The 22,432-nt window shown below is 57.0% G+C and carries 18 protein-coding genes; 10 read left to right on the top strand and 8 right to left on the bottom strand.

Annotated elements, in window-relative coordinates:
* Nucleotides 1-104 precede the first annotated feature (104 nt).
* The gene (locus tag WJU22_RS19205) at nucleotides 105-1,445 is read left to right on the top strand and encodes a DUF418 domain-containing protein (protein WP_341839786.1); all 1,341 of its coding nucleotides are present in this window, start codon (nucleotides 105-107) and stop codon (nucleotides 1,443-1,445) included.
* A 40-nt stretch (nucleotides 1,446-1,485) separates the two neighbouring features.
* Here WJU22_RS19205 and WJU22_RS19200 read toward each other — a convergent pair whose 3' ends face one another.
* Nucleotides 1,486-2,418 carry a phosphoribosylaminoimidazolesuccinocarboxamide synthase gene (locus WJU22_RS19200; protein WP_341839785.1) on the bottom strand — a complete coding sequence of 311 codons (933 nt, stop codon included), beginning with the start codon at nucleotides 2,416-2,418 and terminating at the stop codon, nucleotides 1,486-1,488.
* An 82-nt stretch (nucleotides 2,419-2,500) separates the two neighbouring features.
* Between WJU22_RS19200 and WJU22_RS19195 the strand changes: the two genes are divergently transcribed.
* Both WJU22_RS19195 and WJU22_RS19190 read left to right on the top strand, forming a co-directional pair.
* A complete protein-coding gene (locus WJU22_RS19195) occupies nucleotides 2,501-2,755 on the top strand; it encodes a hypothetical protein (protein WP_341839784.1) in 255 nt (84 codons plus the stop codon).
* A gap of 5 nt (nucleotides 2,756-2,760) precedes the next feature.
* Nucleotides 2,761-3,435 carry an MgtC/SapB family protein gene (locus WJU22_RS19190; protein ID WP_341839783.1) on the top strand — a complete coding sequence of 225 codons (675 nt, stop codon included), beginning with the start codon at nucleotides 2,761-2,763 and terminating at the stop codon, nucleotides 3,433-3,435.
* Nucleotide 3,436: 1 nt separating this feature from the next.
* Here the strand turns inward: WJU22_RS19190 and WJU22_RS19185 are convergent, their stop codons facing one another.
* Together WJU22_RS19185 and WJU22_RS19180 are read right to left on the bottom strand one after the other, a co-directional pair.
* Nucleotides 3,437-4,342, bottom strand: coding sequence for an EamA family transporter (locus WJU22_RS19185; RefSeq protein ID WP_341839782.1), 906 nt, complete (start codon nucleotides 4,340-4,342; stop codon nucleotides 3,437-3,439).
* A 47-nt stretch (nucleotides 4,343-4,389) separates the two neighbouring features.
* Nucleotides 4,390-6,009, bottom strand: coding sequence for a hypothetical protein (locus WJU22_RS19180; RefSeq protein WP_341839781.1), 1,620 nt, complete (start codon nucleotides 6,007-6,009; stop codon nucleotides 4,390-4,392).
* A gap of 374 nt (nucleotides 6,010-6,383) precedes the next feature.
* Here WJU22_RS19180 and WJU22_RS19175 point away from each other — a divergent pair, with 374 nt between their 5' ends.
* The 6 genes from WJU22_RS19175 to WJU22_RS19150 all read left to right on the top strand — a co-directional run bounded on the left by WJU22_RS19175 (nucleotide 6,384) and on the right by WJU22_RS19150 (nucleotide 12,118).
* A complete protein-coding gene (locus WJU22_RS19175) occupies nucleotides 6,384-7,013 on the top strand; it encodes a UbiA prenyltransferase family protein (protein ID WP_341839780.1) in 630 nt (209 codons plus the stop codon).
* On the top strand, nucleotides 7,013-8,344 hold the full coding sequence (locus WJU22_RS19170) for an FAD-binding oxidoreductase (protein WP_341839779.1): 1,332 nt from the start codon (nucleotides 7,013-7,015) through the stop codon (nucleotides 8,342-8,344). Before WJU22_RS19175 ends, WJU22_RS19170 begins: the two co-directional genes overlap by 1 nt.
* A 32-nt stretch (nucleotides 8,345-8,376) precedes the next feature.
* Nucleotides 8,377-9,108: an SDR family oxidoreductase gene (locus WJU22_RS19165; RefSeq protein WP_341839778.1), complete on the top strand. Its 732-nt coding sequence runs from the start codon at nucleotides 8,377-8,379 to the stop codon at nucleotides 9,106-9,108.
* The gene (locus WJU22_RS19160) at nucleotides 9,105-9,698 is read left to right on the top strand and encodes an HAD family hydrolase (protein ID WP_341839777.1); all 594 of its coding nucleotides are present in this window, start codon (nucleotides 9,105-9,107) and stop codon (nucleotides 9,696-9,698) included. The genes WJU22_RS19165 and WJU22_RS19160 overlap by 4 nt, the downstream gene beginning before the upstream one ends.
* A 110-nt stretch (nucleotides 9,699-9,808) precedes the next feature.
* Nucleotides 9,809-10,249, top strand: a complete 441-nt coding sequence (locus WJU22_RS19155; protein ID WP_341839776.1) for a MauE/DoxX family redox-associated membrane protein — start codon at nucleotides 9,809-9,811, stop codon at nucleotides 10,247-10,249.
* Nucleotides 10,250-10,345: 96 nt separating this feature from the next.
* Nucleotides 10,346-12,118 carry an ABC transporter ATP-binding protein gene (locus WJU22_RS19150; protein ID WP_341839775.1) on the top strand — a complete coding sequence of 591 codons (1,773 nt, stop codon included), beginning with the start codon at nucleotides 10,346-10,348 and terminating at the stop codon, nucleotides 12,116-12,118.
* 40 nt (nucleotides 12,119-12,158) lie between these two features.
* On the opposite strand, the gene WJU22_RS19145 is transcribed toward WJU22_RS19150, so the two are convergent.
* Genes WJU22_RS19145 through WJU22_RS19125 form a run of 5 tightly spaced genes read right to left on the bottom strand, consistent with a single transcriptional unit; the run spans nucleotide 12,159 to nucleotide 16,993 of the window.
* Nucleotides 12,159-12,914: a LytTR family DNA-binding domain-containing protein gene (locus tag WJU22_RS19145; RefSeq protein WP_341839774.1), complete on the bottom strand. Its 756-nt coding sequence runs from the start codon at nucleotides 12,912-12,914 to the stop codon at nucleotides 12,159-12,161.
* Between the two features lie 9 nt (nucleotides 12,915-12,923).
* Nucleotides 12,924-13,934: a sensor histidine kinase gene (locus WJU22_RS19140; protein ID WP_341839773.1), complete on the bottom strand. Its 1,011-nt coding sequence runs from the start codon at nucleotides 13,932-13,934 to the stop codon at nucleotides 12,924-12,926.
* 7 nt (nucleotides 13,935-13,941) lie between these two features.
* Nucleotides 13,942-14,142 (bottom strand): hypothetical protein, encoded by a 201-nt coding sequence (locus WJU22_RS19135; RefSeq protein WP_341839772.1) that lies wholly within the window; start codon nucleotides 14,140-14,142, stop codon nucleotides 13,942-13,944.
* Between the two features lie 45 nt (nucleotides 14,143-14,187).
* A complete protein-coding gene (locus tag WJU22_RS19130; RefSeq protein WP_341839771.1) occupies nucleotides 14,188-14,811 on the bottom strand; it encodes a hypothetical protein in 624 nt (207 codons plus the stop codon).
* Between the two features lie 13 nt (nucleotides 14,812-14,824).
* Nucleotides 14,825-16,993 (bottom strand): TonB-dependent receptor, encoded by a 2,169-nt coding sequence (locus WJU22_RS19125; RefSeq protein WP_341839770.1) that lies wholly within the window; start codon nucleotides 16,991-16,993, stop codon nucleotides 14,825-14,827.
* A gap of 190 nt (nucleotides 16,994-17,183) precedes the next feature.
* Between WJU22_RS19125 and WJU22_RS19120 the strand changes: the two genes are divergently transcribed.
* Complete coding sequence (locus WJU22_RS19120; RefSeq protein WP_341843785.1) at nucleotides 17,184-22,355, top strand: AAA domain-containing protein; 5,172 nt, start codon at nucleotides 17,184-17,186, stop codon at nucleotides 22,353-22,355.
* The last annotated feature ends 77 nt before the right edge of the window (nucleotides 22,356-22,432 follow it).

Here is a 22,432-nt window from a genome sequence, read left to right as displayed (position 1 = left end):
GATTGCGGCGGATTTTCCCTGCCTGTTGAAATTGACCAGTCGCACTCGTCATTTTCATTTCGGCAGAAGGCCGTCCCGCCTTATTTTTAGCGTAAACCTGACTTATGCTGACTACCCCCGGCGCGGCTCCCTTACGCGCTACCGAACGATTACAGATTATCGACAGCCTGCGCGGCATCGCGCTGCTGGGCATCCTGCTCATGAACATCCTCATGTTCGCCCTGCCCGACAACCGGGAGAACGATATTTTCCTTTACAACGAGCTTTCCGGCCCGGATTATTACACCTGGTGGACGATCAACCTGTTCTTCGAAGGCACCATGCGGGGCATATTCTCGCTTCTTTTCGGCGCGGGATGTGTGCTGTTGCTGGAACGGCTGGAAAAGCGGACGGATCCCCTCACGCCTGCGGCCGACATTTACTACCGCCGGCTCCTGTGGCTACTGGCTTTCGGTTTGATCGACGCCAACCTGCTGCTGTGGACGGGCGACGTACTTTTCGTGTATGCCCTTGGCGGTATGGTCCTCTACCCTTTCCGGCGCCTGGGGACCCGCCCGTTGCTCATCATTGCCGCCGTGGCGCTCGTGATGGGCACCCTTTTGGGCACGCTTGACATGCACGGGAAAAAGGAGCTTCGCGTGAAAGGCGAACAGGCTGTGCTGCTGGCCGGTCAGGGCGCAAAACTCACGGCTGAACAAACGAAGCAAAAGGAGGCCTGGGAAGAACATCTGAAGGAAATGGCGCAGGCCGCCCGGCTGAAAGCGGATGCGGAACAGGTGGAAACCATGCGCGGCGGCTACTTCCAGGTGATGGGATACCTTCTACCCAGCAATGAAAAGAACCAGAACTTGTCGCCGTACGGCCTCTTTTACTGGGACCTTATGGTCTGTTTCTTCCTGGGCATGGCGCTTTTCAAGGCCGGTGTACTCACGGGCCTGCGTTCCCGGCGATTTTACGCGGGGCTGATGCTGGCGGGCTACGGCCTGGGGCTTACCCTGAATTACTGGGAAATTCGCGTCTGGATGGATGTTCAACTGGACGAAACCCTGCTGGCAGACCGGGTGTTCATCAGTTGGTACGAAATCCGGCGGGTGTTGGTGCTCCTGGGGCATATCGGGCTCATCATGCTGGTGTATAAGGCAGGCATCGCGAAACGGTTGCTGGCGTGGCTGGCGGCCGTCGGACAAATGGCTTTCACCAATTACCTCATGCAAAGTATCCTGTGCGGGCTGTTTTTCTACGGTTTCGGGCTGGGATGGTACGGTGCGCTGGCGCGGCACGAGATTTATTACGTGGTGTTCGCCATTTGGGGGGTGCAGCTCATCTACAGCAATATTTGGCTGCGGCATTTCCACTTCGGGCCGTTCGAATGGGCCTGGCGCTCGCTGACGTATTGGAAGCGACAGCCTTTCCGGAAGGGCGTACCCATGATGCAGATCGCATAAAAAGCAAAAGGGAGCAGCGTTTCGGCTGCTCCCTTTTTTATTAACCCAGTTTGGAGAGGGTTTCGAGGATGACCTTTTCCTGGTCTTCCTTGCTGAAGTCTTCTTTCTTGAATTGCTGGCCGGTGATGTTCTCGAACAGCTCGATGTAACGCTCGGTTACGCTGTTAACGAACGCATCGGTCATTTCCGGGACCTGCTGGCCTTCTTTGCCCTGGAAGCCGTTTTCCATGAGCCATTCGCGCACGAATTCCTTGCTGAGCTGCTTTTGCTGCTCGCCTTTCGCCTGCTTGTCTTCGTAGCCTTCGGCGTAGAAGAAGCGGGAAGAATCGGGAGTGTGGATTTCGTCGATCAGGTAGATGGTATCGCCGATCTTGCCGAATTCATACTTGGTATCCACGAGGATGAGGCCGCGTTTGGCCGCCAGCTCGCGTCCGCGTTGGAACAGGGCAAGGGTGTATTGCTCCAGTTTCTCGTAATCTTCCTTGCTCACCAGGCCCTGGGCGATGATTTCCTCGCGGGAAATGTCTTCATCGTGGCCTTCGTGGGCTTTGGTGGTGGGCGTAATGATGGGGGAAGCGAAGAAATCGTTCTCCTTCAGGCCTTCGGGCAAGGTTACGCCGCAAAGTTCGCGTTTACCGCTTTTGTAGGTGCGCCATGCGTGGCCGGTGAGGTTGCCGCGAACTACCATTTCCACGGGGAAGGTCTCGCACTTCAGGCCAACGGTAGCGTTGGGCAGGGGTACGGATTTCACCCAGTTGGGAACGATGTCTTTCGTTGCGTCGAGCATAATAGCCGCGATCTGGTTCAGCACCTGCCCTTTGTAGGGGATCGGACGGGGCAGCACCACGTCGAATGCCGAGATACGGTCGCTCACAAACATTACCATCCATTTATCGCCGATGGTATACACGTCCCGTACCTTACCTTTGTAAAAGGCCGTCTGGTTCGGAAATTTAAATGCAGATTCTAACATTCCGGTTTATTTTAATAGATTACCTGTTTGTAATTGTGCTGCAAAAATAGGCCAGCCGGGATCAAAAAAACAAAGCTTTTTTATGGATAGCCAAAACCCCTCCTATCAGCCGATCGATTGTAACTATTACGACCGCCTGGAAGCCTGGGCCACGCTCAGGGAACCCGTGCTGCTGGAATTCCTGGATGAATCCGGCCGCCCACAGGCGGAAACTGCCGTCATCCGCGACCTCTACGTCCGCAACAAGGCAGAGTTTTTGCTGACGGATGCGGGCAGGGAGCTCCGGCTCGACCGTCTCGTGGCCGTAAACCATCTCCCCGTACCCAAAAACTGCTGAACCCGATGACAGCATTTCACATCGAATACGCCATGATCATCAAACTGGCCGTAGCCATGCTGGCCGGCTTCCTGCTGGGCCTGGAAAGGGAAGTGAAGCGCAAGGCCGCCGGGGTGCGCACCATCACCCTTATCTGCATGAGCTCCGCCCTTTTCAGCATATTGAGCATCCATTTCGGGGGCCTGCAGTCGGGCGACCGTATCGCCAGTAACATCCTGACGGGCGTAGGCTTCATCGGGGCGGGCGTTATTTTCAGGGGTGGATTTACGATCGACGGCATCACCACCGCCGCGGTGATCTGGATTTCCGCCGCCATCGGCATGGCCATCGGGGTCGGGAAATACGACCTGGCGGCTTTCGCGGTGTTTTTTACGTTGTTCACGCTGTGGGTATTCAGCATATTCGAGCGCATCATCCAGCAGCGGCACGACCGTAAATACTACGCCATTCAATATGCCGAAAGCTCCCTCAGCCCCGAAACCCTCGAAAACATCTTCCGGGCCCACCACCTGAAAGCGCAAAGCATCTCCACCACCAAGTCTATCGAACAAGGCTCGGGCCGCATTATATATGAAGGTAAATATGAATTGAGGGGCAGCTCGGCCCGCCTCAAAGCCGTCAACGACGCACTGCTGGCCAATATGGAGGTGATCCGGTTCGAAGTGGAACTGGCTAAATAGGTTATTTCTTCCGCAACGTCATCAGCACCACTCCTGCAATTACGACCGCCGAGCCGAACATGGCATGCGGGGCGAGGGTTTCTTTCAGGAACACCCAGCCCAGGATCACCGCTACCACAGGGTTTACATAGGCATAGGTCGCCGAAACCTGCGGTGGCGCGTTGTTCACCAGCCAGCTGAAAGCCGTATAGCCCACCAGCGAGCCAAAAACCACCAGGTAACCGATGGCCAACCAGGTCCGCGAAGTCATCTCCCCCACCGAATGCCATTGCCCCTGCTCCAGCACCACGCTCATCAGAGCCGTCACTAACACGCCAGACAGCATCTGGATGGCAGACGATGTCAACTGCGGCGGCGTATCCAGCCGGGGGCTTAGCAGCGATCCGTACGCCCAGGCGATGGAGCCCGCCGTGAGCACGGCGATGGGCCAAAGCGGGTAATTCCTCACCACGTTATCGGGATGGAGGAGGTAAAAAGGGTCGAAAATGAAGAAAAGCCCGGCAAAACCGAGGACAAGCCCCCATAAAGTGAGGTTGGACGGCCGTTTCTTGCTGAAAAACAACCAGTCGAGCCCGATGAACCACGCCGGCAGCGCCGCGATGAACAGCGCCACGAGGCTCGAAGGCATATAGGCCAGGGCAAACGCGACGGAACTATTCCCGATCCCGATGAGCAGCACCCCGATGATCGCCGCGTTTTTCCATTGAAGGCGGGTGGACCGTTGCTTTTCCACGGTAAAACCGATCCCCATCATGAGCCCGCCGGCGAGGATGAACCGGAGAACGGACAGCAGGAATGGCGGCAGCACTTCCGTGGCGATTTTCACGCCGAGGTACGTGGAGCCCCATAAAACATAGACGAGGCTTAGCGCCAATATGAGTTTGGAACGATTGGAACGTTGTTGCATGGTTTTCAGGCAGGCAAGCGCCGGCACGCAAAGCTACGCTTCCTCCATCACCTTACAAATACTTCGATGTAGGCGTTCGTTGGCCGGCGCGGCGCGTGGAACGAGTCGATCTTGCGGTAATGCTGCTGCAGCTCGTTGCGCAGTGCCCAGGGGAAGAAGTTGTTGAGCGTGGGCGCGTATTCGTACAAAATGAGGTCGTAATGTTTGTTGCGCACCCTTTCCGTATAAGCGGCCAGTTGTTTGTTGAACATAGCCACGCCCAGGTGGTGCCACAGCGGCACTTCCGGGCCGGTTTCCTGCGTATAGCCGATGGCGTGGTCGAGCGGGGTGAGCTCGGTGAGGTTCAGCACTTTGGCGTCTTTCCCTTTTTTTACTTCCGGCAGCGCCATCACGCGGTCGATACCCGCTACGGTAGACGGCGGCATGTAGATTTTCCGGAATTCGGGGAGCGACGAGAAGGTCCATTTGCCGGTGGGTACATCCGTGGTATCGAGGTTCACCATGAAGTTATGGCGGTTCACGACGTTCTCTCCGCCGGGAACGGCGGCCACTTCTTCGGTGTGGCTCAACTGGCTGAGGATGCGCTGGATGTATTTATAATAGGACGCCGACCACCAGAGCAGAATGGCCATGGCGGTGAGCAGGAAAGGCTTCAGGTTTTCGAAGCGGATGGCCGAAATGTCGTATATGCGGCTGAAGATGAACGCGATAGCGAATCCGTGGAAGAAGATGTTATTGTCGGGCGGGGTATAGCTGGTTACCTGGAAGAGTGTGGCTTCCACGAGGATGCCCACCGTCAGCAGGAGGAACAGCATGAGCTCGCGGTTTTGCCAGAGCGAGCGGATGTTCTTTATCGCCGGGAACATGAGGATCACGATCAGGGCGAAATAGAATTTGATCCATTGCGATTCCATGAGAAAAACATCAATGAAATCCATCAGCGCCAACCGCGACGAATGCGGCGGCTGCCCGTGGTTGAACCAGTACCCGAACCCGTATTGCGCGGCGGGAATGATGAAAATGCAGGCTACCAGGACGTAGCTCCCCAGGAACGCGGCCAGCTCCTGCCAGCGTCGGGCATTGAGGCTATGGTAGCCCAGGAGCGCCAGGGCCAGCAAGAGTGCCAGCCCGCCACCGTCTTGCTTGGTGAAGAAGCTCAGGAACGTGAAAGCCCCCGCCAGGAAGATCGCCGGCCATTTCCAGCGCCCGCTTCCCAGGCCGCGGAACAAGAACGCCAGTCCCACGAGCTGGTAAATGATCACGGTATTATTGTACCAGGGCCAGAAATTAACGAAAGAATAAGACAGGACGAACACGATGACCGACAGCAGCCTCACGCCCGGGGACACACGCATCTGCTGCAAAATGTACCGGAAACTCAGTCCGCCCACGATATTGAGGAATACCTGCGCCTTTACCAGCGAGATCAGCTGCGGCCCGAACAGTTTGAAAAACAGCGCCGGAACGATCCAGTACCCATACCCCAACGGCATCCCGAAATCACGGTAAGGCATTTGGCCTTCCGACATGCGGTACGCACCTTCCCAGGACAGGAAAATATTGACCCGGTAAGGAAATGTCGCGAAAAGCGGAACGCAGGCCAGTCCAACGATTAACAGGCATTCCAGTATCATGGCCCGGCGCGGTGTCAGGAAGGGATTCGACATGTTGGGGGAGTGTTTCTGGGTAAAAGTAAAACTACGTAATGTAAATTTAAGGTAGCAAATCTAGCGACAATTCCTGATAAACATTGTATTTTGCGGCTTGTTTAATTGTGTAATCCCGTGCAATACTTAAAACTACTCCGCCCGAAACACTGGGCCAAGAACCTTTTCCTTTTTATTCCCTCCTTCTTTGCAGGCGAAATATTTTCGATGGATAAACTGGAGATGCTGGCTTTGGCGTTCGCCAGTTTTTCGCTCGTGGCCAGCAGTATTTATGTGATCAACGATTATATGGATATCGAGGCAGACAGGGCGCACCCGGTGAAAAAAGCCGTCCGCTCGCTTCCGGCGCCGTCTCCCCCACGGCCGGGCTGGCGATGTTCGTGTTCGTGGTGCTCGCGGGCTTCGGGCTGGCGGCGCTTATCAGTTACAAGTTCATGTTCGTACTGGGGATTTATTTCGTGCTCAACCTGGGGTATTCCTTCGGGTTGAAAAACGTGTCCATCCTCGACATCCTCATCCTCGCTTCCGGGTTCGTGCTGCGCGTGAAAGCAGGCGGTGTGGCGGCAGACGTAGCCATTTCGGAATGGTTGAATATCATGGTGTTCCTCCTCGCCGTGTTCATGGCGTTCGCCAAACGGAGAGACGATGTGCTGCACAAGCTCCAGTCGGGCAAAGACCTCCGCAAAGCGTCCAAAGGCTATAACCTCGATTTCCTCAACGCCTCGCTGGCGGTCGTTTCCGCCGTGATCATCGTGGCTTATCTCATGTATACGATGAGCCCCGAAACCATGGCCCACTTCAAAACCTACCGCCTCTACTATACCAGTATTTTTGTTATTGCCGGATTATTACGATATTTGCAAATAACCTACGTCGACAACGACACCGGTTCTCCCACCAAAATCCTATACAAAGACCGCTTTATTCAATTAACCATTCTCCTGTGGATTCTAAGCTTTTATGTGATCATTTATTTACCGACGAATAAAAGTTTTTTTGAATAATGCGAAAAAACATCTCGAATTGGGGCAATTATCCCGTATTGAACTGTGAAGAGGTCTCCTTCTCCATGGAGGAACAGCTGTTGCAGTATGTAAACACCCACGACCGCGTGATCGCCAGAGGAAACGGGCGCTGCTACGGCGATGCGTCGCTCGGTGAGCATAGCGTTTCCACCCTGCGGTACGACAAAGTGCTGGCGTTCGACGAAGAAAACGGCGTGTTCGAATGCCAGTCGGGCCTTACGCTCGACCAGATCCTCGACATCATCGTTCCCCGCGGCTGGTTCCTGCCCGTTACGCCGGGGACCAAATTCATTACCATCGGCGGCGCCGTGGCGTCTGACGTGCATGGCAAGAACCACCATTCCGAAGGTTCCTTCAGCAACCATATCGTTTCCATGAAAGTGTTGACGGGTAAGGGTTTGACGGAATGTTCGCCCGAAACGGAGCCCGATCTTTTCTGGGCCACCTGCGGCGGGATGGGGCTTACCGGCATCATAACAACAGTAAGGTTCACACTGAAGAAGATCGAAACGGCGTATATCCGTCAGAAGCAGATCAAGGCGAAGAACCTCGACGAAGTGTTGCAGCTTTTCGAAGAACATAAACATTATACTTACTCCATGGCCTGGATCGATTGCCTGCAAAAGGGCGATTCCTTCGGCCGGAGCATCCTCATCGTTGGCGAGCATGCCACCAAAGACCAGGTAGCTGCCAAAGCGGCGAAAGCACCTTTGGAGCTGCCCCGCAAAATGAAGCTCACCGTGCCTTTCAACCTGCCGGGCTTCGTGCTGAACAACTTCACCGTCAAACTTTTCAACGCGCTTTACTACGCGAAAAATACCAGACGCGTCATCGAAAACACCGTGCCGTACGAGCCTTTCTTCTACCCGCTGGACGCGATCCTGCACTGGAACCGCGGTTACGGGAAAGACGGGTTCGTGCAATACCAGTTCGTGTTGCCGATGGATAAGAAAGACGGGCTGGTGGCCATTCTGCAAAAGATCAGCGAAAAAGGCTGGGGCTCTTTCCTGGCCGTACTGAAAACTTTCGGGAAGCAGGACGATCTGATCTCCTTCCCCATGGAAGGCTATACGCTGGCGCTCGATTTCCCCGTGCGCAATGGCCTTTTCCCGTTCCTCGACGAGCTGGATGCGCTGGTGCTGCAGTACGGCGGCCGGCTGTACCTGACGAAAGACGCCAGGATGCAGGAGCGCGTGTTCTGGGACAGCTACCCCAATGCGGAGCGGTTCCGGGAAATCGTCAAAACCTGGAACCCCGCCGGTAAATTCCGGTCTGCCCAATCCGACCGACTCAATTTTCAATTCGCATAAACAAACGGGTGGATAAAACCCGACCGAACAATATGCCTACCGTATTAATCCTGGGCGCCGGGTCAGATATAGCAGTTGCCCTCGCCCGCCGCTACGCCGCCGCAGGTTTTACCCTCCAGTTGGCCGGCCGGAACCCCGAACAGTTGCGCCCCCTGGAGCAGGATTTGCGCATCCGCCACCGCATCGCCGCCACCGTGCATGCTTTCGACGCGCTCGACTTCGCCTCCCACGCCGGTTTTTACCGCACCCTCCCCGCGCCGCCGGATGTGGTGCTTTGCGTGTTCGGCTACCTCGGGTCGCAGGAAAAAGGCCAGGAAAACTGGCAGGAAGCTTCCCGCATCCTCCATACCAACTTTACCGGCGCCGTTTCTATCCTCAATGTGGTGGCCGAAGACATGGCCGCAAGAGGGAAAGGCACGATCATAGGGATCAGTTCCGTTGCGGGAGACCGCGGGCGGATGAGCAATTATCTCTACGGCAGTGCCAAAGCAGGCTTTACGACGTATCTTTCCGGCCTGCGCAACCGCCTCTGGCATTCCGGTGTGCATGTGATGACCGTGGAACCGGGGTTCGTGGCTACGCAGATGACGGAGCACCTGGCGCTCCCGGCCTTGCTCACGGCGCAGCCCGACGAAGTGGCGAAAGATATTTTCAAAGCAGCGGAAAGGAAGAAAAACGTATTGTACACGAAGTGGTTCTGGCGATATATCATGATGATCATCAAAAACGTTCCCGAGCCCATTTTCAAAAAGAAGAAACTGTGAAGCAGGCGATCGCATTTTTCGATTTCGATGGTACCATTACACGGAAAGACACCCTTTTCGAAATTATCCGTTTCCAGAAGGGAGCGCTGGCGCTGTATGCCGGCATGGCCCTGCTGTCGCCCCTGCTGGTACTCTTCAAATTGAAAGTGATCGGTAACCAGCGGATGAAGGAAATTGTGCTGAAGTTTTATTTCAAAGGCACGCCCCTGGCCGAATTCCAGGAAAAGTGCAGCGCTTTTTGCAAGGAGCGGTTGCCGGCGTTGCTGCGCCCGCGGGCGGTGAACGCCATTGCCTGGCATATTTCAGAAGGCCATACCGTTTTTATCGTGACGGCTTCCGCGGAAAACTGGGTGCAGCCCTGGGCTGAGAAAGCCGGGGTGCCCGTGCTGGGATCGCGGCTGGAAGTTGTAAATGGGCGGTTGACGGGCGCGCTCGTCGGGAAAAACTGCAATGGCGACGAAAAGGTTTGCCGCATCCGCGAAGCCGTGAAACTCACGCCGTACCAGGCCGTTTATGCCTATGGCGACAGCAGCGGCGACCGCGAAATGCTGGCGCTCGCCCAGCATAAGGGCTTCCGGGAATTCGAGTAATGATGGTTGAATGCAGACACTGTCGTATCTTGACGGCAGATTTCATTATATTAGACATGCTTGTCAGCTTTTGATGAATAAAATTCCACCCAGCGATATTCGCTAACTGTATGCGCAAATATTCCGAAGCCGGTATCCATTTCCCGGCTGCCAACCGATTGCGGAGCCTGGTGCTTCGCCAACTTTACATAGACATCGCCACCGGCCTGCTCGCCGTTCGGCTGGCCTATTCGGCTGTAACCGGGTTCCTGGCGCCGGGGCTTTTCCATATGCGGCTAAGCCGGTACGACGCCTGGCGGATGTTCGCCGACGAACTGGTGCTGACGGTCCCCTTCACCCAGGCTGCGCTCGTGCTGCTGCTCGCCCTCGCCCGGACGAAACAGGCCGGGCTGTATGGTTCCTTCGCCATGATGTGCTTCACGTTCATCCTCCCCCGCAGCCTGCGCGACGGCTGGAACACCCTGGCGGCAGACCTCCTGCTGGCCGGATTGGCCATCGCGGCGGCGGTGCTGGAAGGAAAAATGCGGTCGATGAGAGTAAGAACTGCCTGATAATCAATAAATATCACAAAGGAATAAATTCTTCCGTCCCTACAATATTTCCCTGTCCCGCCCGTCTTCTCCATCAGGAATCGTTAATTTCATTGTATGGAGGAACAGCAAAAGCGCGCAAAATTTTCATTTGAAGGTATTCGCCGGGCATCCCGGCTATATCAATACGCCAAACCCTACCGCTGGCAATTCGCGGGAGGGCTGGTCATGCTCATGCTGTCCAGCGCTACCAGCCTGGCTTTCCCGAAGCTCCTGGGCGATCTGATCAACGTGGGCCAGGCCGGGGAGCTCCATTTGCATATCAACCGCATCGGGCTGATGCTCGTGGCCGTGCTGGCGCTTCAATCCATCTTTTCCTTTTTCCGTATCCGCATCTTCGTTTCAGTTACCGAAAAAACCGTGGCGGCGCTCCGCCAGGCCACCTATTCCCACCTCATCCGCCTGCCCATGAAATTCTTTTCGGAAAGGCGCGTGGGCGAACTGAACAGCCGTATCTCCTCCGATATTTCGCAGTTGCAGGATTTATTTACCACCACCTTGGCGGAATTCCTCCGGCAGGTGATCGTCATCATCGGCGGCATCGCGCTGCTGGCATACACGAGCTGGCAACTGACCCTTTTCATGCTGGCCATCGTTCCCGCCATTTGTATTCTGGCCGTGGTATTCGGGAAGTTCATCCGCCGGTTCAGCAAACAGGTGCAGGCCCAGATCGCGGAATCCAATACCATCGTGGAAGAAACCTTGCAGGGGATTTTTAACGTGAAAGCCTTTGCGAACGAATTTTTCGAGACCGGCCGGTATAAAGCGAAAACGGATGAAGTGGTGAAAACCGGCATCAAGTCCGGCACGTACCAGGGGATGTTCGTGTCGTTCCTCATTTTCGGGCTCTTCGGCGCCATGGTAGCCGTGATCTGGAAAGGCGTGCTGATGATCGGCGATGGTTTTGCCGTGGGCGACCTGTTCTCCTTCGTGCTGTATTCCGGTTTTATCGGTGGATCGATTTCCGGTTTGGCCGAGATCTTTACCCGCATCCAACGTGCCCTCGGTGCGTCGGAGCACCTCCTCGAAATCCTCGACGAGCCCGAAGAGAAAATCCAGCTCCTCCCTCCTGCTGCCCGCCGCCCGCATTTCAACGGCGAAATCCGGTTCCAGCATGTAGGTTTCCAATATCCTTCCCGCAAAGACCTTCCCGTGCTGCGCGACGTGAGCTTTCACGCCGAGCCCGGCTGGCAGGTGGCCCTCGTGGGGCCCAGCGGCGCCGGCAAATCCACCATCGTCAACCTCCTGCTGCGGTTTTACGACCCCGCGGTCGGGCACATCTATATCGACGGCCAGGACACCCGCGAATACGACCTTTCGCTCCTCCGCTCCCAGATGGCCGTGGTGCCGCAAGACGTGTTCCTGTTCGGCGGCACCATCCGCGAAAACATCGCTTACGGTGATACCACCGCCTCCGAAGAAGCGATCGTGGAAGCGGCGCGACAGGCCAACGCCTGGGAATTCATCCGCCAGTTCCCCGAAGGCCTCGATACCATCGTGGGCGAACGGGGCATCCAGCTGTCGGGCGGGCAGCGGCAACGCATCGCCATTGCACGGGCCGTACTCCGCAATCCGCGCATCCTCATCCTCGACGAAGCCACCTCCGCCCTCGATTCCGAGTCGGAGAAACTCGTGCAGGAAGCGCTGGACAAACTCATGGAAGGCCGCACCTCTATCGTGATCGCCCATCGCCTCAGCACCGTCCGCCGCGCCGATATGATCCTCGTGCTCGACAAAGGCGGCGTGGTGGAATCCGGGACGCATGAAGAGCTCATGCGGAAGTCGGAAGGGCTTTACCGCGGGCTCAGCGAATTACAGTTTTCCCATTGAATTTTTATTGGAAGGAAGCATCGCGCTTTTCCGGTTTCCGTCACCCGAACCAGGTACGGAACGCGGCGGCTTTATCTTTGCTCACCGTTACCGGCGGCCATTTCCCGGCCTTGAAGTGTAATGTGAGCCGGCTCGTGTCATCGGTCTTGTAACCAGCGAGCCATGCGCGGTTGACGATGAACTGGCGGCTGGCGCGATAGCACTGCTGCGGATCGAGCAACTCCTCGATCTCGTCGAGCGAGCGGTAATCGGTGATCCAGTTGCGGCCGTCGGCATGATGGAGATAGATCACTTCGTTTTTGGAGAACCCCGCGATCTCGGCTAACGGGAACACATAAACGCTTTTGCCGGAATGAACGGTGAACGATTCCTTGAAAAGCTGCTTCTGCTGCTGGTGGCGGACGAACTGCATCAGTTCGCCCATGAACTGGGGACTGGCATATTTATCGCGCAATAAAGCATATTTCCGGAAGGCGGCCGCAAGCTCTTCGGGGTCAATGGGTTTGAGGAGATAATCGATACTGTTGATCTTGAACGCGCGGATGGCGTATTGATCGTAAGCCGTCGTGAAAATGACGGGAACGGCCGGTTGGAGGTGATGGAACAGGTCGAGGCTGATGCCGTCAGACAGCTGGATGTCTGCCAATACGAGATCGGGGCCTGCCTGCAGGAGGAGCTCCGCTTCGCGCAGGCTGGCCACCGGGCCGATGATCTGCCATTCCGGTTCCAGGTCCCGTACCTGTTTGATGAGATGCGCGGCCACGAGGGGCTCGTCTTCCAGTATCAAAATTCGCATGTTCCAATTTTAAGATAGCGGCAATGCCACCGTGAATTCCGCAACCCCATCTTCCACCCGCACCGGCCTGGCAGACAGGAACGAATATAACTGTTTCAGTTGTTCAAGGCCTTGTTTATCTGAAGCCGCCAACTGCTTGCGGACCTGTTTGTTATTCGAAACGATGATGTAATCTTCATGTTCGTATATGCGTATGCGTAGTGGGTGGTCGGCATGTATTTCGTTGTGCTTGATGGCGTTGTCCATGAGCATCTGCAGCGTCACCGCCGCGATGCGCCTGTCCATCAGCGACGCATCCAGCTCAATATCAACCACCAGCGCGGTGCCGAATCGAATTTTCTGTAAAGCGATGTAGTGATGGAGCATCTCCATTTCCGTCTGCAGGCTTACCATGTCCTTGTCGCGGTTCTGCAATGCGTAGCGGTACACTTTGGAAAGATGGCGGATGAACTGCGACGCCAGGTCGGGGTTGGAATGGACGAGGCTATCCAGCGAAGTGAATGCGTTGAACAGGAAATGCGGGTCTACCTGGTTTTTGAGGTGAAGGAACTGCCATTGCATCTTTTCCCTGACGAGCCTTTCCTCCTTCACGATCCCTTCGCGCCAGCGGTTCGTATAATATTGACCGATCAGGGCGAGGTTGATCGTAATGGATACGAAGTTATTGACGGTGGCGATCATGGCGGATGTGAGCTGGTCTATCTCAATCTTGAAGCAGGAATGGATGACCGAGAACACGATGCTCCGGATCACGTAAATCAATATCGTTCCCAGCACGATTTGAAGGAAAATCCGCCCGGCGTCGCTTTTCGTGAAAGGAAAAACCTTATCAAGCAGCTTATGGACGCCAGAAAGTACCGTCCAGATGAACTGTGTGACGATGATCACCGGGATACTCGTCAGCAGGTGCCTGCCGATGGTCATGTCGGGCACGATGCCTTGGCGGATCGTCCAGGCGATGACGATGAACATGAAGGTAACCGCGATTCGGACGGCGTATTTTCGGAGGAATGCTTTCATCTTTCGGCTAATTTAACAAGTGTTTTTTAATCCATTGGCCTTTCCATAGCCATAATCCGGAAAGAACGATCACGGGGAAGAAAAGGAACCTGACCGCGTTGGCGGCATACGGCAGTTCCGCGACCGGGCCGTAGATGAACCCGATGATGGGAATGCTGAACAGGATATGTACCCATCGGATGATTTTGCGTTCGGTAGATGCTTTCATGATGTCGGTTTTAAGGGAGGAAGGCGGGGCCTTCCTCCCGGTGGGCTACTGTAACATTTGCTGGCATTCGGTTTTTCCCCACTGCGGCGCGGTGGCCGATGCCGGCGGTTCGTTGAAATGGCGGAGGGCTTCGGTGAAAAGGGCTTTCGCTTTATCCTTGTCGCCGCCCCAAAGCGCGGGTGTGTGGAATTTGATGTGGCCGTCGAGATACAGGGCCCGCGGGTTCTGCGGGTCCAGCTTCCGCGCCTGCGCGAGGTATTTTCCAGCGATGGGCCCGAATTTGCGGCCGTTCGTCATGGGATCGGCTTCCACCTTGCTGCGTTCGATGAAGCTTTTCACGGTGTAGATTTCGGACATTTCTTTGGCGTTGCCTGCCGGAACGAGCGCCTCCGCTTTGGCGATCTGCTCTTCCGCAAGGGCGCTCAGTGCCATGGCTTTTTCTTTCTGCAGGAAAGCCAGTTTCATGTTGGCGACGGCTGCGTAATACGGCGGCAGCCAGGATTTGGCGTCGGCCGAAGCCAGCCGTTGGAAAGTGTTGGCCAGGTCCTGGAAATCTGCCGCGGTGCGGGCGGAATTCAATTTGGACACGGCGCCCTCCAGCTGCGGGCTCTGCGCACTGGCAGCAAACACTACAAACAGGGCAATGACGATGGTGGTGATCTTTTTCATGTTATGGATTTTGTTACAAATTTTCGTTGAGGTAATCTTCCGTCCGGTCGATGCCCAGGCTCATGAAGATCCCGATGAAGTAATTTCGTGTAGCCGGTAAGGTTATCGGCGATCTGTTGGTGCCGTCGTAACTGAACGTGTACCCAAATACCTGCCTGGTCCCCAGCAGGTTGTTAACGCCACATGCAATTACGGTGAAGTCTTTCTGCTTCCATTTCGGGAAGAGGGACAGCATATGCGCCAATCCGAAGTTGACGACGTTGTATCCCCTGGTGGTGCCTTGCTGGCGGATGGCGCCTCCCGGCGCGAAGTCGTAGTAAGGCCTCCCCGCCGCCAGGGACCACGACAGGTTCACGTTGGTGCTGAGTTTTTCGAAAGTCCGTTTGGTGACTACCGACAAAGTATGCGGCGCAGCGAAATCGGGTTGCAGCGGCATGGGGAAATTGAGATGATCGCGGCGGGTGTGGAGGTAGCTGTAGCTGACCCAGTAATCGAAATTGCGGACGGATTTTTTATCCCGCCAGAACATTTCCAGTCCGTTCGCGTAGCCGGAACCGTTCATATTTATATCAGGCGTTGTTTTGAGGAGGCGGTCGTATTTTTTGTAGAATGCTTCCGCCCGGAAGAGCCTTCCATTTTCCTTCCGCGTGTAATTGAGGATGTAATGGGTGGCTTTGGCTTGCGGGAGGATGGGCGCTTCCATCCGCCAGCGCCTTTCCGCCTGCTGGAAGTACATGCCCCAGGCCGCGTTCAGCTGGGAATGGGCGCCCGTCCGCACCGCGAGGCTCAGGCGGGGTGCGAGGTCTCCCCGGCCGGAAAGCCGGCTGTATTCCCATCGCGCACCGGTCCGCAGGGCCACGGCATGATGCAGCCGCCACTCTCCTTCCGCGAATGCAGCATATATTTCATCCATCTCCCCGATCTGCACTTCCGAACCTGCCAGCAATAAATGTCCGCCGCCGAGGTAACGGGTGATCACGGCCTTTCCCTGCAGCGATCGTTCCCGGCTGCGGTAATCGGCGGTTTTGCCTTCGAATGCCGCACCTTCCGGATGAACCTGGGTTTTATCCTGCCCCGTTACGCCCCGGCTGATATCCGCGCTGTTGTAATTCAGCGATCCCCCCAGGTCCAGGCGCCAGTGTTCTCCCGGGCGGCTCCGGTGGCTCACGTTGAGGTAGATGTTCCGGTCGGTGGACGCGAAACGGTTTAGCAGCGCGGCGCTGTCTACATCATCCCGGTACAGTTCCGATTGATGGAAACCGAAGTTGGCGTAGATTTTCAGCATGCCCGTCTTCCCCGTTCTGGCGCGGAAATTCGCTTCCGTGACGGAGTACGCCGGACCTTTGGCATATTCCGGATTTTGGGGAACGGCTTTGGCGTAGTATTGCCAGGACATGAACCTGGTGCTGAGCCCCAGGCTGCTTTTCCCGTTTTTCGCCAGTTTTTGCACCCCGGCCACCGCCACCATGGGCGATATCCCGATCACGGCCGACGATTTGTCCGGCAGATCCTGCGTTTCGAGGATGAGCGCGCCGCTGAGCCCCTGGCCATAAGCGGCGGAATAACCGCCCGTGCTGAAAATGATACCGTCGAACAGGAAAGGCGACGAAATGCGGTTGAACTGCGGCAGCCCCGGCATCGCCGCGAAATACGGCGAGGGCACGAGCGTTCCGTCTACGAACTGGCGCGTTTCGTTACCGGCGCCTCCCCGCACGAAGAGCCCTTCCCTTTCCCCGATCTGCTGCGCGCCGGGCAGGGTGCGCGCGGCATTGGCCACATCGCCGCCGTTGCCGGCCACGGAAACCACATCCATGGCGGTCATGACGGCCCCTTTGTTTTTATCGCCGGCGGAAAAGGAGCCGGCGGAAATCACGACGGGTTGCAGGGACGCGGGGTCGATGGCCAGGGTGATGCGGATATCTACTCCCGGGGTGGCTTCCACGGTGGCGGGTTTGTAGCCGATGTAGCTGGCCGTCAACCGGTAAGGCGCGGGCGCTGAAGTGGCGAACCGGAACCGGCCGAGGCTGTCGGCCGTGGCGCCGTCCGCCGTTCCGGCGAGCACGACGCTGGCGCCTTCCAGTCCGCGGCCGGTTTTATCCGTGACGCGGCCAATAATCTGCTGCGCGGATGCGTTATAGTGAGCTAAAAGCCCCGCCAGGGCCAAAAGACGAATGGTTTTCATTTCCGTTGCTTTTCAATGCAAATTACCGGGCATGGCGCCCGTGGCCCAACGGGATGCAACGAGAACGAAATATTCGACATCGAAGCGGAAAATGAAGGCGATTTCGGTTTGAGGCGGCGGAGGAAATTGGTAATTTTGGGCGGCCGGAAACCGAACCCCCGGCCCCGGCGTTTAATTTTTTACCTTGACGATGATCTCATTCCGGCAGTTCCTGCAAACTGCCTTCCAGCACGGACCATACACCACAGACGACGTTATCGCGGCCGTACTCCCGCTTTTCCGCGACGTACAGGCATTGCACGACGAAGGCCTCGTGGCTCCCTTCGGCCCCGAATCCGCCATCCAGGCTACGGCCCGCACCCTCCGGCTCAACCCGGAAGGCGCCCTCCCGCCACAGGATGCCGCCGATAAGGTAGACGCCCTCTTCAACGGGCATAACCCCAACTTCGAAGTGATCGATAAAGTGCGGCTACCCGAAGGCCAGGCGGCACAATCGCTACGCGTACATACGGATACGGATAAACCGCTCCGCCATGCCGCTTACATCCCGGGATTCGACAGCTACGAATTGTTGCTGGGGCATCACGACGAACAGACCGATATTTTCGTGCTCGGCCTCGTGCTGGCCAGCCTCGCACTGGGGCTCGACCTGCACGATCCGGAAACTTTGCAAACCCTCGTGGCGCAGCGCGAGCGCCCCCTCCTCCATAAAAACCTCCATCCCGCCCTCGGCACCCTCATCACCGAAATGACGGAACTGGAGCGCGGCAATAGAACGCCCGATCTGCGCGAAGCCATCCACCGGCTCGAAAACTACCGCGACTTCGATCCCGAAAAACAGACCGACCTCGCGCAGGTAGCCGGCTGGGTTACGCACGACCGCAGCGAGAAGCAGCAATTCATCCTCCATAAACTCCGCAACCGGCTGTTCGATATCAGTCGCCGCAACCGCCTGCTGTTCTACAAGGCCAATTCCCGTTTCGCCAACCTCACTTTCGGCAGCGTGCCCATGGTACTGCACCACCAGAGCATCCGGCCGGAACTGCTGTTTACCTGGAACGCGGATATCGAATCGAAAGTGGTGGCCATGGGCGACCTGTCCCTCAATAAATACCTCCGTTTCGAAGACCATCCCTATCTGCCCGCCGTGCTGAACAAGATCAGGCTGGAGGCGCAGCGCGACGTGCAGGAATTCGGTTTCTCGCAACTCAAGCTGGTAGTGGCTTTCCTGAAATGGCACAACCTGGCCGAAGACCCGCAGGAAAGCATCCACAGTCCCCTGCTGTTGCTGCCCGTGGAACTGAAAAAGAAAAAACAGACCGGCGGCGATCAATACGTGCTGACCGTGACCGATAACAACGCCGAAGTGAACCCCGTGCTGGCGAACCGTCTGCAGGAGCTGTTCGGCATCGAATTGCCGGACAGTGTGGATTTGGAGGATATGTCGCCCGAAGTGTTCTGCGAGCACATCCGCCGGCAGGTGGAGGGCGCCAACCGCGGCATCGTGCTGCAATATCTCCGCAAACCCCGCATCCGCCTCATTTACAAGGAAGCGCGCGAAACCGCCGAGCAATACCGGAAAAAGACCAGCGGCGCGGAAGTGCCGAAGCCGAAAGACGCGCCGGCAGAACCGGACGAAGTCACCGAAAAGGAATTGTTCGAATGGGCGGAAGCCGAAGCGAACCCTTATCGCTGGGAGTTCGACGCCTGCCAGGTGGTGCTGGGGAATTTCAACTACAAGAAAATGAGCCTGGTGCGCGATTACAACGCCGCCATCGAGCAGCGGCACCGGCATGGCGTGTTCGACCATCTCTTCAGCGACCATCCGCGGCCGCTGGCGGAAGAAACGGAACTGCCTGCCCTGCCCGAAGAATGGTTCCACGTCATACAGGCCGATCCTACCCAAACGCGGGCCATCCTGCAGGCGCGGAAAGGCGAAAGCTATATCATTCAAGGCCCTCCGGGAACGGGCAAGAGCCAGACGATCACGAATCTCATCGCAGATTTCGTGGCGCGCGGGAAGAAAGTGCTGTTCGTTTGCGAAAAACGCGCCGCGCTCGACGTGGTTTTCCATCGCCTGCAACAACAGGGGCTTTCGGATTTGTGTTCGTATATACATGACAGTCAGGGCGACAAGCGCGCCTTCATCAAAGACCTTAAGCAGAGTTACGAAGCCGCCCTCAAACCGGACACAGACCTTCACACGATCACCCTCCGCCGCGACGCGCTGCTGCACAACCTGCGCCGGCAGTTGCAATTGTTGCAGGAGTTCCACGATACGCATGCCGATGAAACCGAATCCGCGGGCGTTCCGGTGCGGACGCTCATCGAGCGGCTGTTGTCGCTCAAACCGCTGATCCCCGCCACCGACGCGGAAACAGAAGAAATCGTGCCCGGGTATCTGCAGTGGTTGCAGTTCGGGAATGTGGTGGAACAGTTGGGGCAGGCGCTGGAAGAAACGGGCGCCGAGCCGGTGTTCGCCAGTCACCCGCTGAGCCGGGTGAACGAATCGGTGTTTGCGTCGCCGCAGCCCATCGGCTTGCTGAAACAATTGACGACAGATGCGCTGGCGCTGTTGGAAACGCTGCAATCGGCCAGGGAGCATGCTTCCCGGTTGAGCGAGCTGAAGGCGCTGGTGCTCCAGGCCACGTTGCTGTTGCCCCTGGCAAGTGCAGGGCTTTTGCGGTTGGTGGACCCGTCGAACCCCGATGCGCAGGCGTTCGAAATGCGGTTCGCGGAAGTGAAGGGATTGCAAAGATCGGCGGAGGAAGCCGCGGCGCAGAATACGGGCTGGCGGCAGAAATTGTCGGTGGAAGATACGGTTGCGGGGCTGGAAGTGGCGCGCCGGCACGAGGATTCTTTCTGGCGGTTTTTGTCCGGAAGATGGCGCCGGCTGAACAGGACGCTGCGTGCGCAATATGATTTTGCTGCCCGGGCGGTGCCTCCGTCCGCCGTTTTCATACTCGAACAACTGCAACACGAATACGAAGCGGCGGCAACGGCCTCCCGCGCCCGGCAATCCCTCGAATCGGATTACCGCATTTCCCAGCTGGAAATGACATGGCTGGCGGTGGAAAGGCTGCGTGGGAAACTGCACGAGCCCTCGCTCCAATATCTCCTCCATCACCCGCAAGCCGCCGAAACCGTGCGTAACCTCGCGGCATTGCAGGAACCCCTCCTCAAACTGGAAACCCTCCTCGCCCAAACCCTCGCCGACCCGGCCCCCCAGCCTTTCGGCGAACTGACCGACCTGCTGGAATCCATCCGTCTCAACGCCCCCGCTCTCGAAGAATTGCTTCCCGTGCTGGGTAACTATACCGCATTGCCGGGCGATTTTAAATCGGCCCTGCGTAAACTGCCCTGGTCGCCCGGGGAGCTGGAAGCCGGCATGGCCGGGAAATCGCTCCGCCAGCTGTACCGCTCCAACAAAGCTTTCGCGCAGGCAGGCGCGCACAACGTGGAACAGGCCGTGGGCACGGTAAAGCATTGCTACGGCGAACTGCTGCAACTCAACGCGGCGTACATCCGCGCCAACATCCGCCGGCAGTTCCTCGAAAACGTGCAGCGCAGCCAGAAAGCCGATGAAGCCTATATGGATGGGCGCCGCATCCTCGAGAACGAATTTTCGAAAAGCATGCGCTTCAAAAGCATCCGCGAACTTTGTTCCCGCGCCAGCGGCCGCGTGCTGCTCGATCTCAAGCCCGTGTGGCTCATGAGCCCCCTCAGCGTAAGCGACGCCTTCCCCCTCGATCAGCCTTTCTTCGACGCCGTTATTTTCGACGAAGCCTCGCAGATCACACTGGAAGAAGGCGTACCGGCGCTCTATCGCGCGCCGCAGACCATCATCGTGGGCGACGAAAAACAAATGCCGCCGACCGATTTCTTCTCCGCCCGCACCGGCGACCCCGACGATCTCGGCGCCGACCCTGTAGACGACGATATCCTCAGCGCGGATGCAGACAGCCTCCTCACCCAGGGCGCCCGCAAAATGAACAGCTATCTTCTCGGCTGGCACTACCGTAGTCATTTCGAAACACTGATCAGCTACAGCAACCACGCGTTTTACGATGCCGCGCTCCTCACGATCCCCGATCGCAGCGAGCACGCCGCACAACGCCAGCCGATCAGCGTGGCACAGCCGTCGGACGCCATGTTCAATATCAAAGCCATTTTCGACCGCAGCATCAGCTACCATCATATTCCACAAGGTGTCTACGCCAAACGCGGCAATATGGCCGAAGCCGGCTACATCGCCCACCTGGTGCGGGAATTGCTGGGCAAGCGGACCAAAGACAGCATCGGGATCGTGGCCTTCAGCCAGGAACAGCAAAGCGCCATCAACGCCGCGCTCGATGCTTTGGCGGAACAGGACCCTGCGTTCGATGATCTGCTCGACGAGGCCATGGCCCGCACCGAAAACGGCCAGTTCACGGGGCTTTTCGTGAAAAACCTCGAAAACGTGCAGGGCGATGAGCGAGACATCATCATCATGAGCGTATGCTACGCCCCCGATCCCCGCGGCAAAATGTCGATGCATTTCGGGCCGATCAATAAGAAAGGCGGTGAAAAACGGCTGAACGTGATCTTTAGCCGCGCGAGGCGGCACATGGCCATCGTAAGCTCTATCCGCCATGGCCAGATCACCAATCTCTACAACCCCGGCGCCAACTTCCTGTCGCGCTTCCTCCAATATGCCGAGCAGGTGAGCACGGGCAATATGAAACAGGCCAGACTGGTGCTCGACGGGCTCACGACCGCCCGTCCGCAGGGCCGTTTCCGCAGCGGCGATACCGTTGTGCTCCAGGAAATCCGCGAAGCCCTGGAAAAAGAAGGCCTGACCGTTGCCGAACAGGTGGGCCAGAGCGGGTTCCGGTGCTCGCTGGCGGTGAAATCCAAACCCGACGATGCGCAATATGCGCTGGGGATCCAGGTAGACGACGAAGCATGGTACCAGCACGACAATGTGCTCGAACAATATTACCAGCGGCCCGCCGTGATGGAGACTTTCGGCTGGCGGACGATAACGGTGTACGCGAAAGACTGGCTGTCCGAGCCGGAAAAAGTGGTGGAGGATATTATGAAGCGGCTGGGCAAGCAAGCGCAGGCCAACGGGAATGCGGTGGTGAAGGAAGATGCGTTGCCCGAGGGGACGGTCCGCCTGCTGACAGGCGAAGGCAAACAGGAGAAGTTCTGGGAAATTACGGCTACCGGCCCGAAGCTCTTTATCCGCCACGGTAAATCCGGGACGAAGGGGCAGATCGAAGTGAAAACCTGCATCAACGAAGCGGACGCGGAGAAGGAAATGGATAAGGCCATCGCGGAGAAGAAAGCTGCGGGATGGCGGGAGTTGGCCGCAAACTGATAAAAAGAGAATTGCAATAAAAAACGATGGCCACCGGAGCGTTGAATGCATTTCCGGTGGCCATTGGTGTTTATAAT

This window comes from Chitinophaga caseinilytica, from assembly GCF_038396765.1.
Taxonomy (GTDB): Bacteria; Bacteroidota; Bacteroidia; order Chitinophagales; family Chitinophagaceae; genus Chitinophaga; species Chitinophaga caseinilytica.
The sequence above is the reverse complement of the archived record's forward strand: the minus strand, read 5'-3'. Positions and strand labels throughout refer to the sequence as shown.

Excerpts from the sequence above, each read along its gene's own strand:
- WJU22_RS19120 (WP_341843785.1), top strand. The coding sequence starts at position 17,184 with ATGATCTCATTCCGGCAGTTCCTGCAAACTGCCTTCCAGCACGGACCA.
- WJU22_RS19130 (WP_341839771.1), bottom strand. The coding sequence starts at position 14,811 with ATGAAAAAGATCACCACCATCGTCATTGCCCTGTTTGTAGTGTTTGCT.
- WJU22_RS19180 (WP_341839781.1), bottom strand. The coding sequence starts at position 6,009 with ATGTCGAATCCCTTCCTGACACCGCGCCGGGCCATGATACTGGAATGC.
- WJU22_RS19185 (WP_341839782.1), bottom strand. The coding sequence starts at position 4,342 with ATGCAACAACGTTCCAATCGTTCCAAACTCATATTGGCGCTAAGCCTC.
- WJU22_RS19165 (WP_341839778.1), top strand. The coding sequence starts at position 8,377 with ATGCCTACCGTATTAATCCTGGGCGCCGGGTCAGATATAGCAGTTGCC.
- WJU22_RS19195 (WP_341839784.1), top strand. The coding sequence starts at position 2,501 with ATGGATAGCCAAAACCCCTCCTATCAGCCGATCGATTGTAACTATTAC.
- WJU22_RS19155 (WP_341839776.1), top strand. The coding sequence starts at position 9,809 with ATGCGCAAATATTCCGAAGCCGGTATCCATTTCCCGGCTGCCAACCGA.
- WJU22_RS19200 (WP_341839785.1), bottom strand. The coding sequence starts at position 2,418 with ATGTTAGAATCTGCATTTAAATTTCCGAACCAGACGGCCTTTTACAAA.
- WJU22_RS19190 (WP_341839783.1), top strand. The coding sequence starts at position 2,761 with ATGACAGCATTTCACATCGAATACGCCATGATCATCAAACTGGCCGTA.
- WJU22_RS19125 (WP_341839770.1), bottom strand. The coding sequence starts at position 16,993 with ATGAAAACCATTCGTCTTTTGGCCCTGGCGGGGCTTTTAGCTCACTAT.
- WJU22_RS19135 (WP_341839772.1), bottom strand. The coding sequence starts at position 14,142 with ATGAAAGCATCTACCGAACGCAAAATCATCCGATGGGTACATATCCTG.
- WJU22_RS19205 (WP_341839786.1), top strand. The coding sequence starts at position 105 with ATGCTGACTACCCCCGGCGCGGCTCCCTTACGCGCTACCGAACGATTA.
- WJU22_RS19170 (WP_341839779.1), top strand. The coding sequence starts at position 7,013 with ATGCGAAAAAACATCTCGAATTGGGGCAATTATCCCGTATTGAACTGT.
- WJU22_RS19175 (WP_341839780.1), top strand. The coding sequence starts at position 6,384 with ATGTTCGTGTTCGTGGTGCTCGCGGGCTTCGGGCTGGCGGCGCTTATC.
- WJU22_RS19150 (WP_341839775.1), top strand. The coding sequence starts at position 10,346 with ATGGAGGAACAGCAAAAGCGCGCAAAATTTTCATTTGAAGGTATTCGC.
- WJU22_RS19140 (WP_341839773.1), bottom strand. The coding sequence starts at position 13,934 with ATGAAAGCATTCCTCCGAAAATACGCCGTCCGAATCGCGGTTACCTTC.
- WJU22_RS19145 (WP_341839774.1), bottom strand. The coding sequence starts at position 12,914 with ATGCGAATTTTGATACTGGAAGACGAGCCCCTCGTGGCCGCGCATCTC.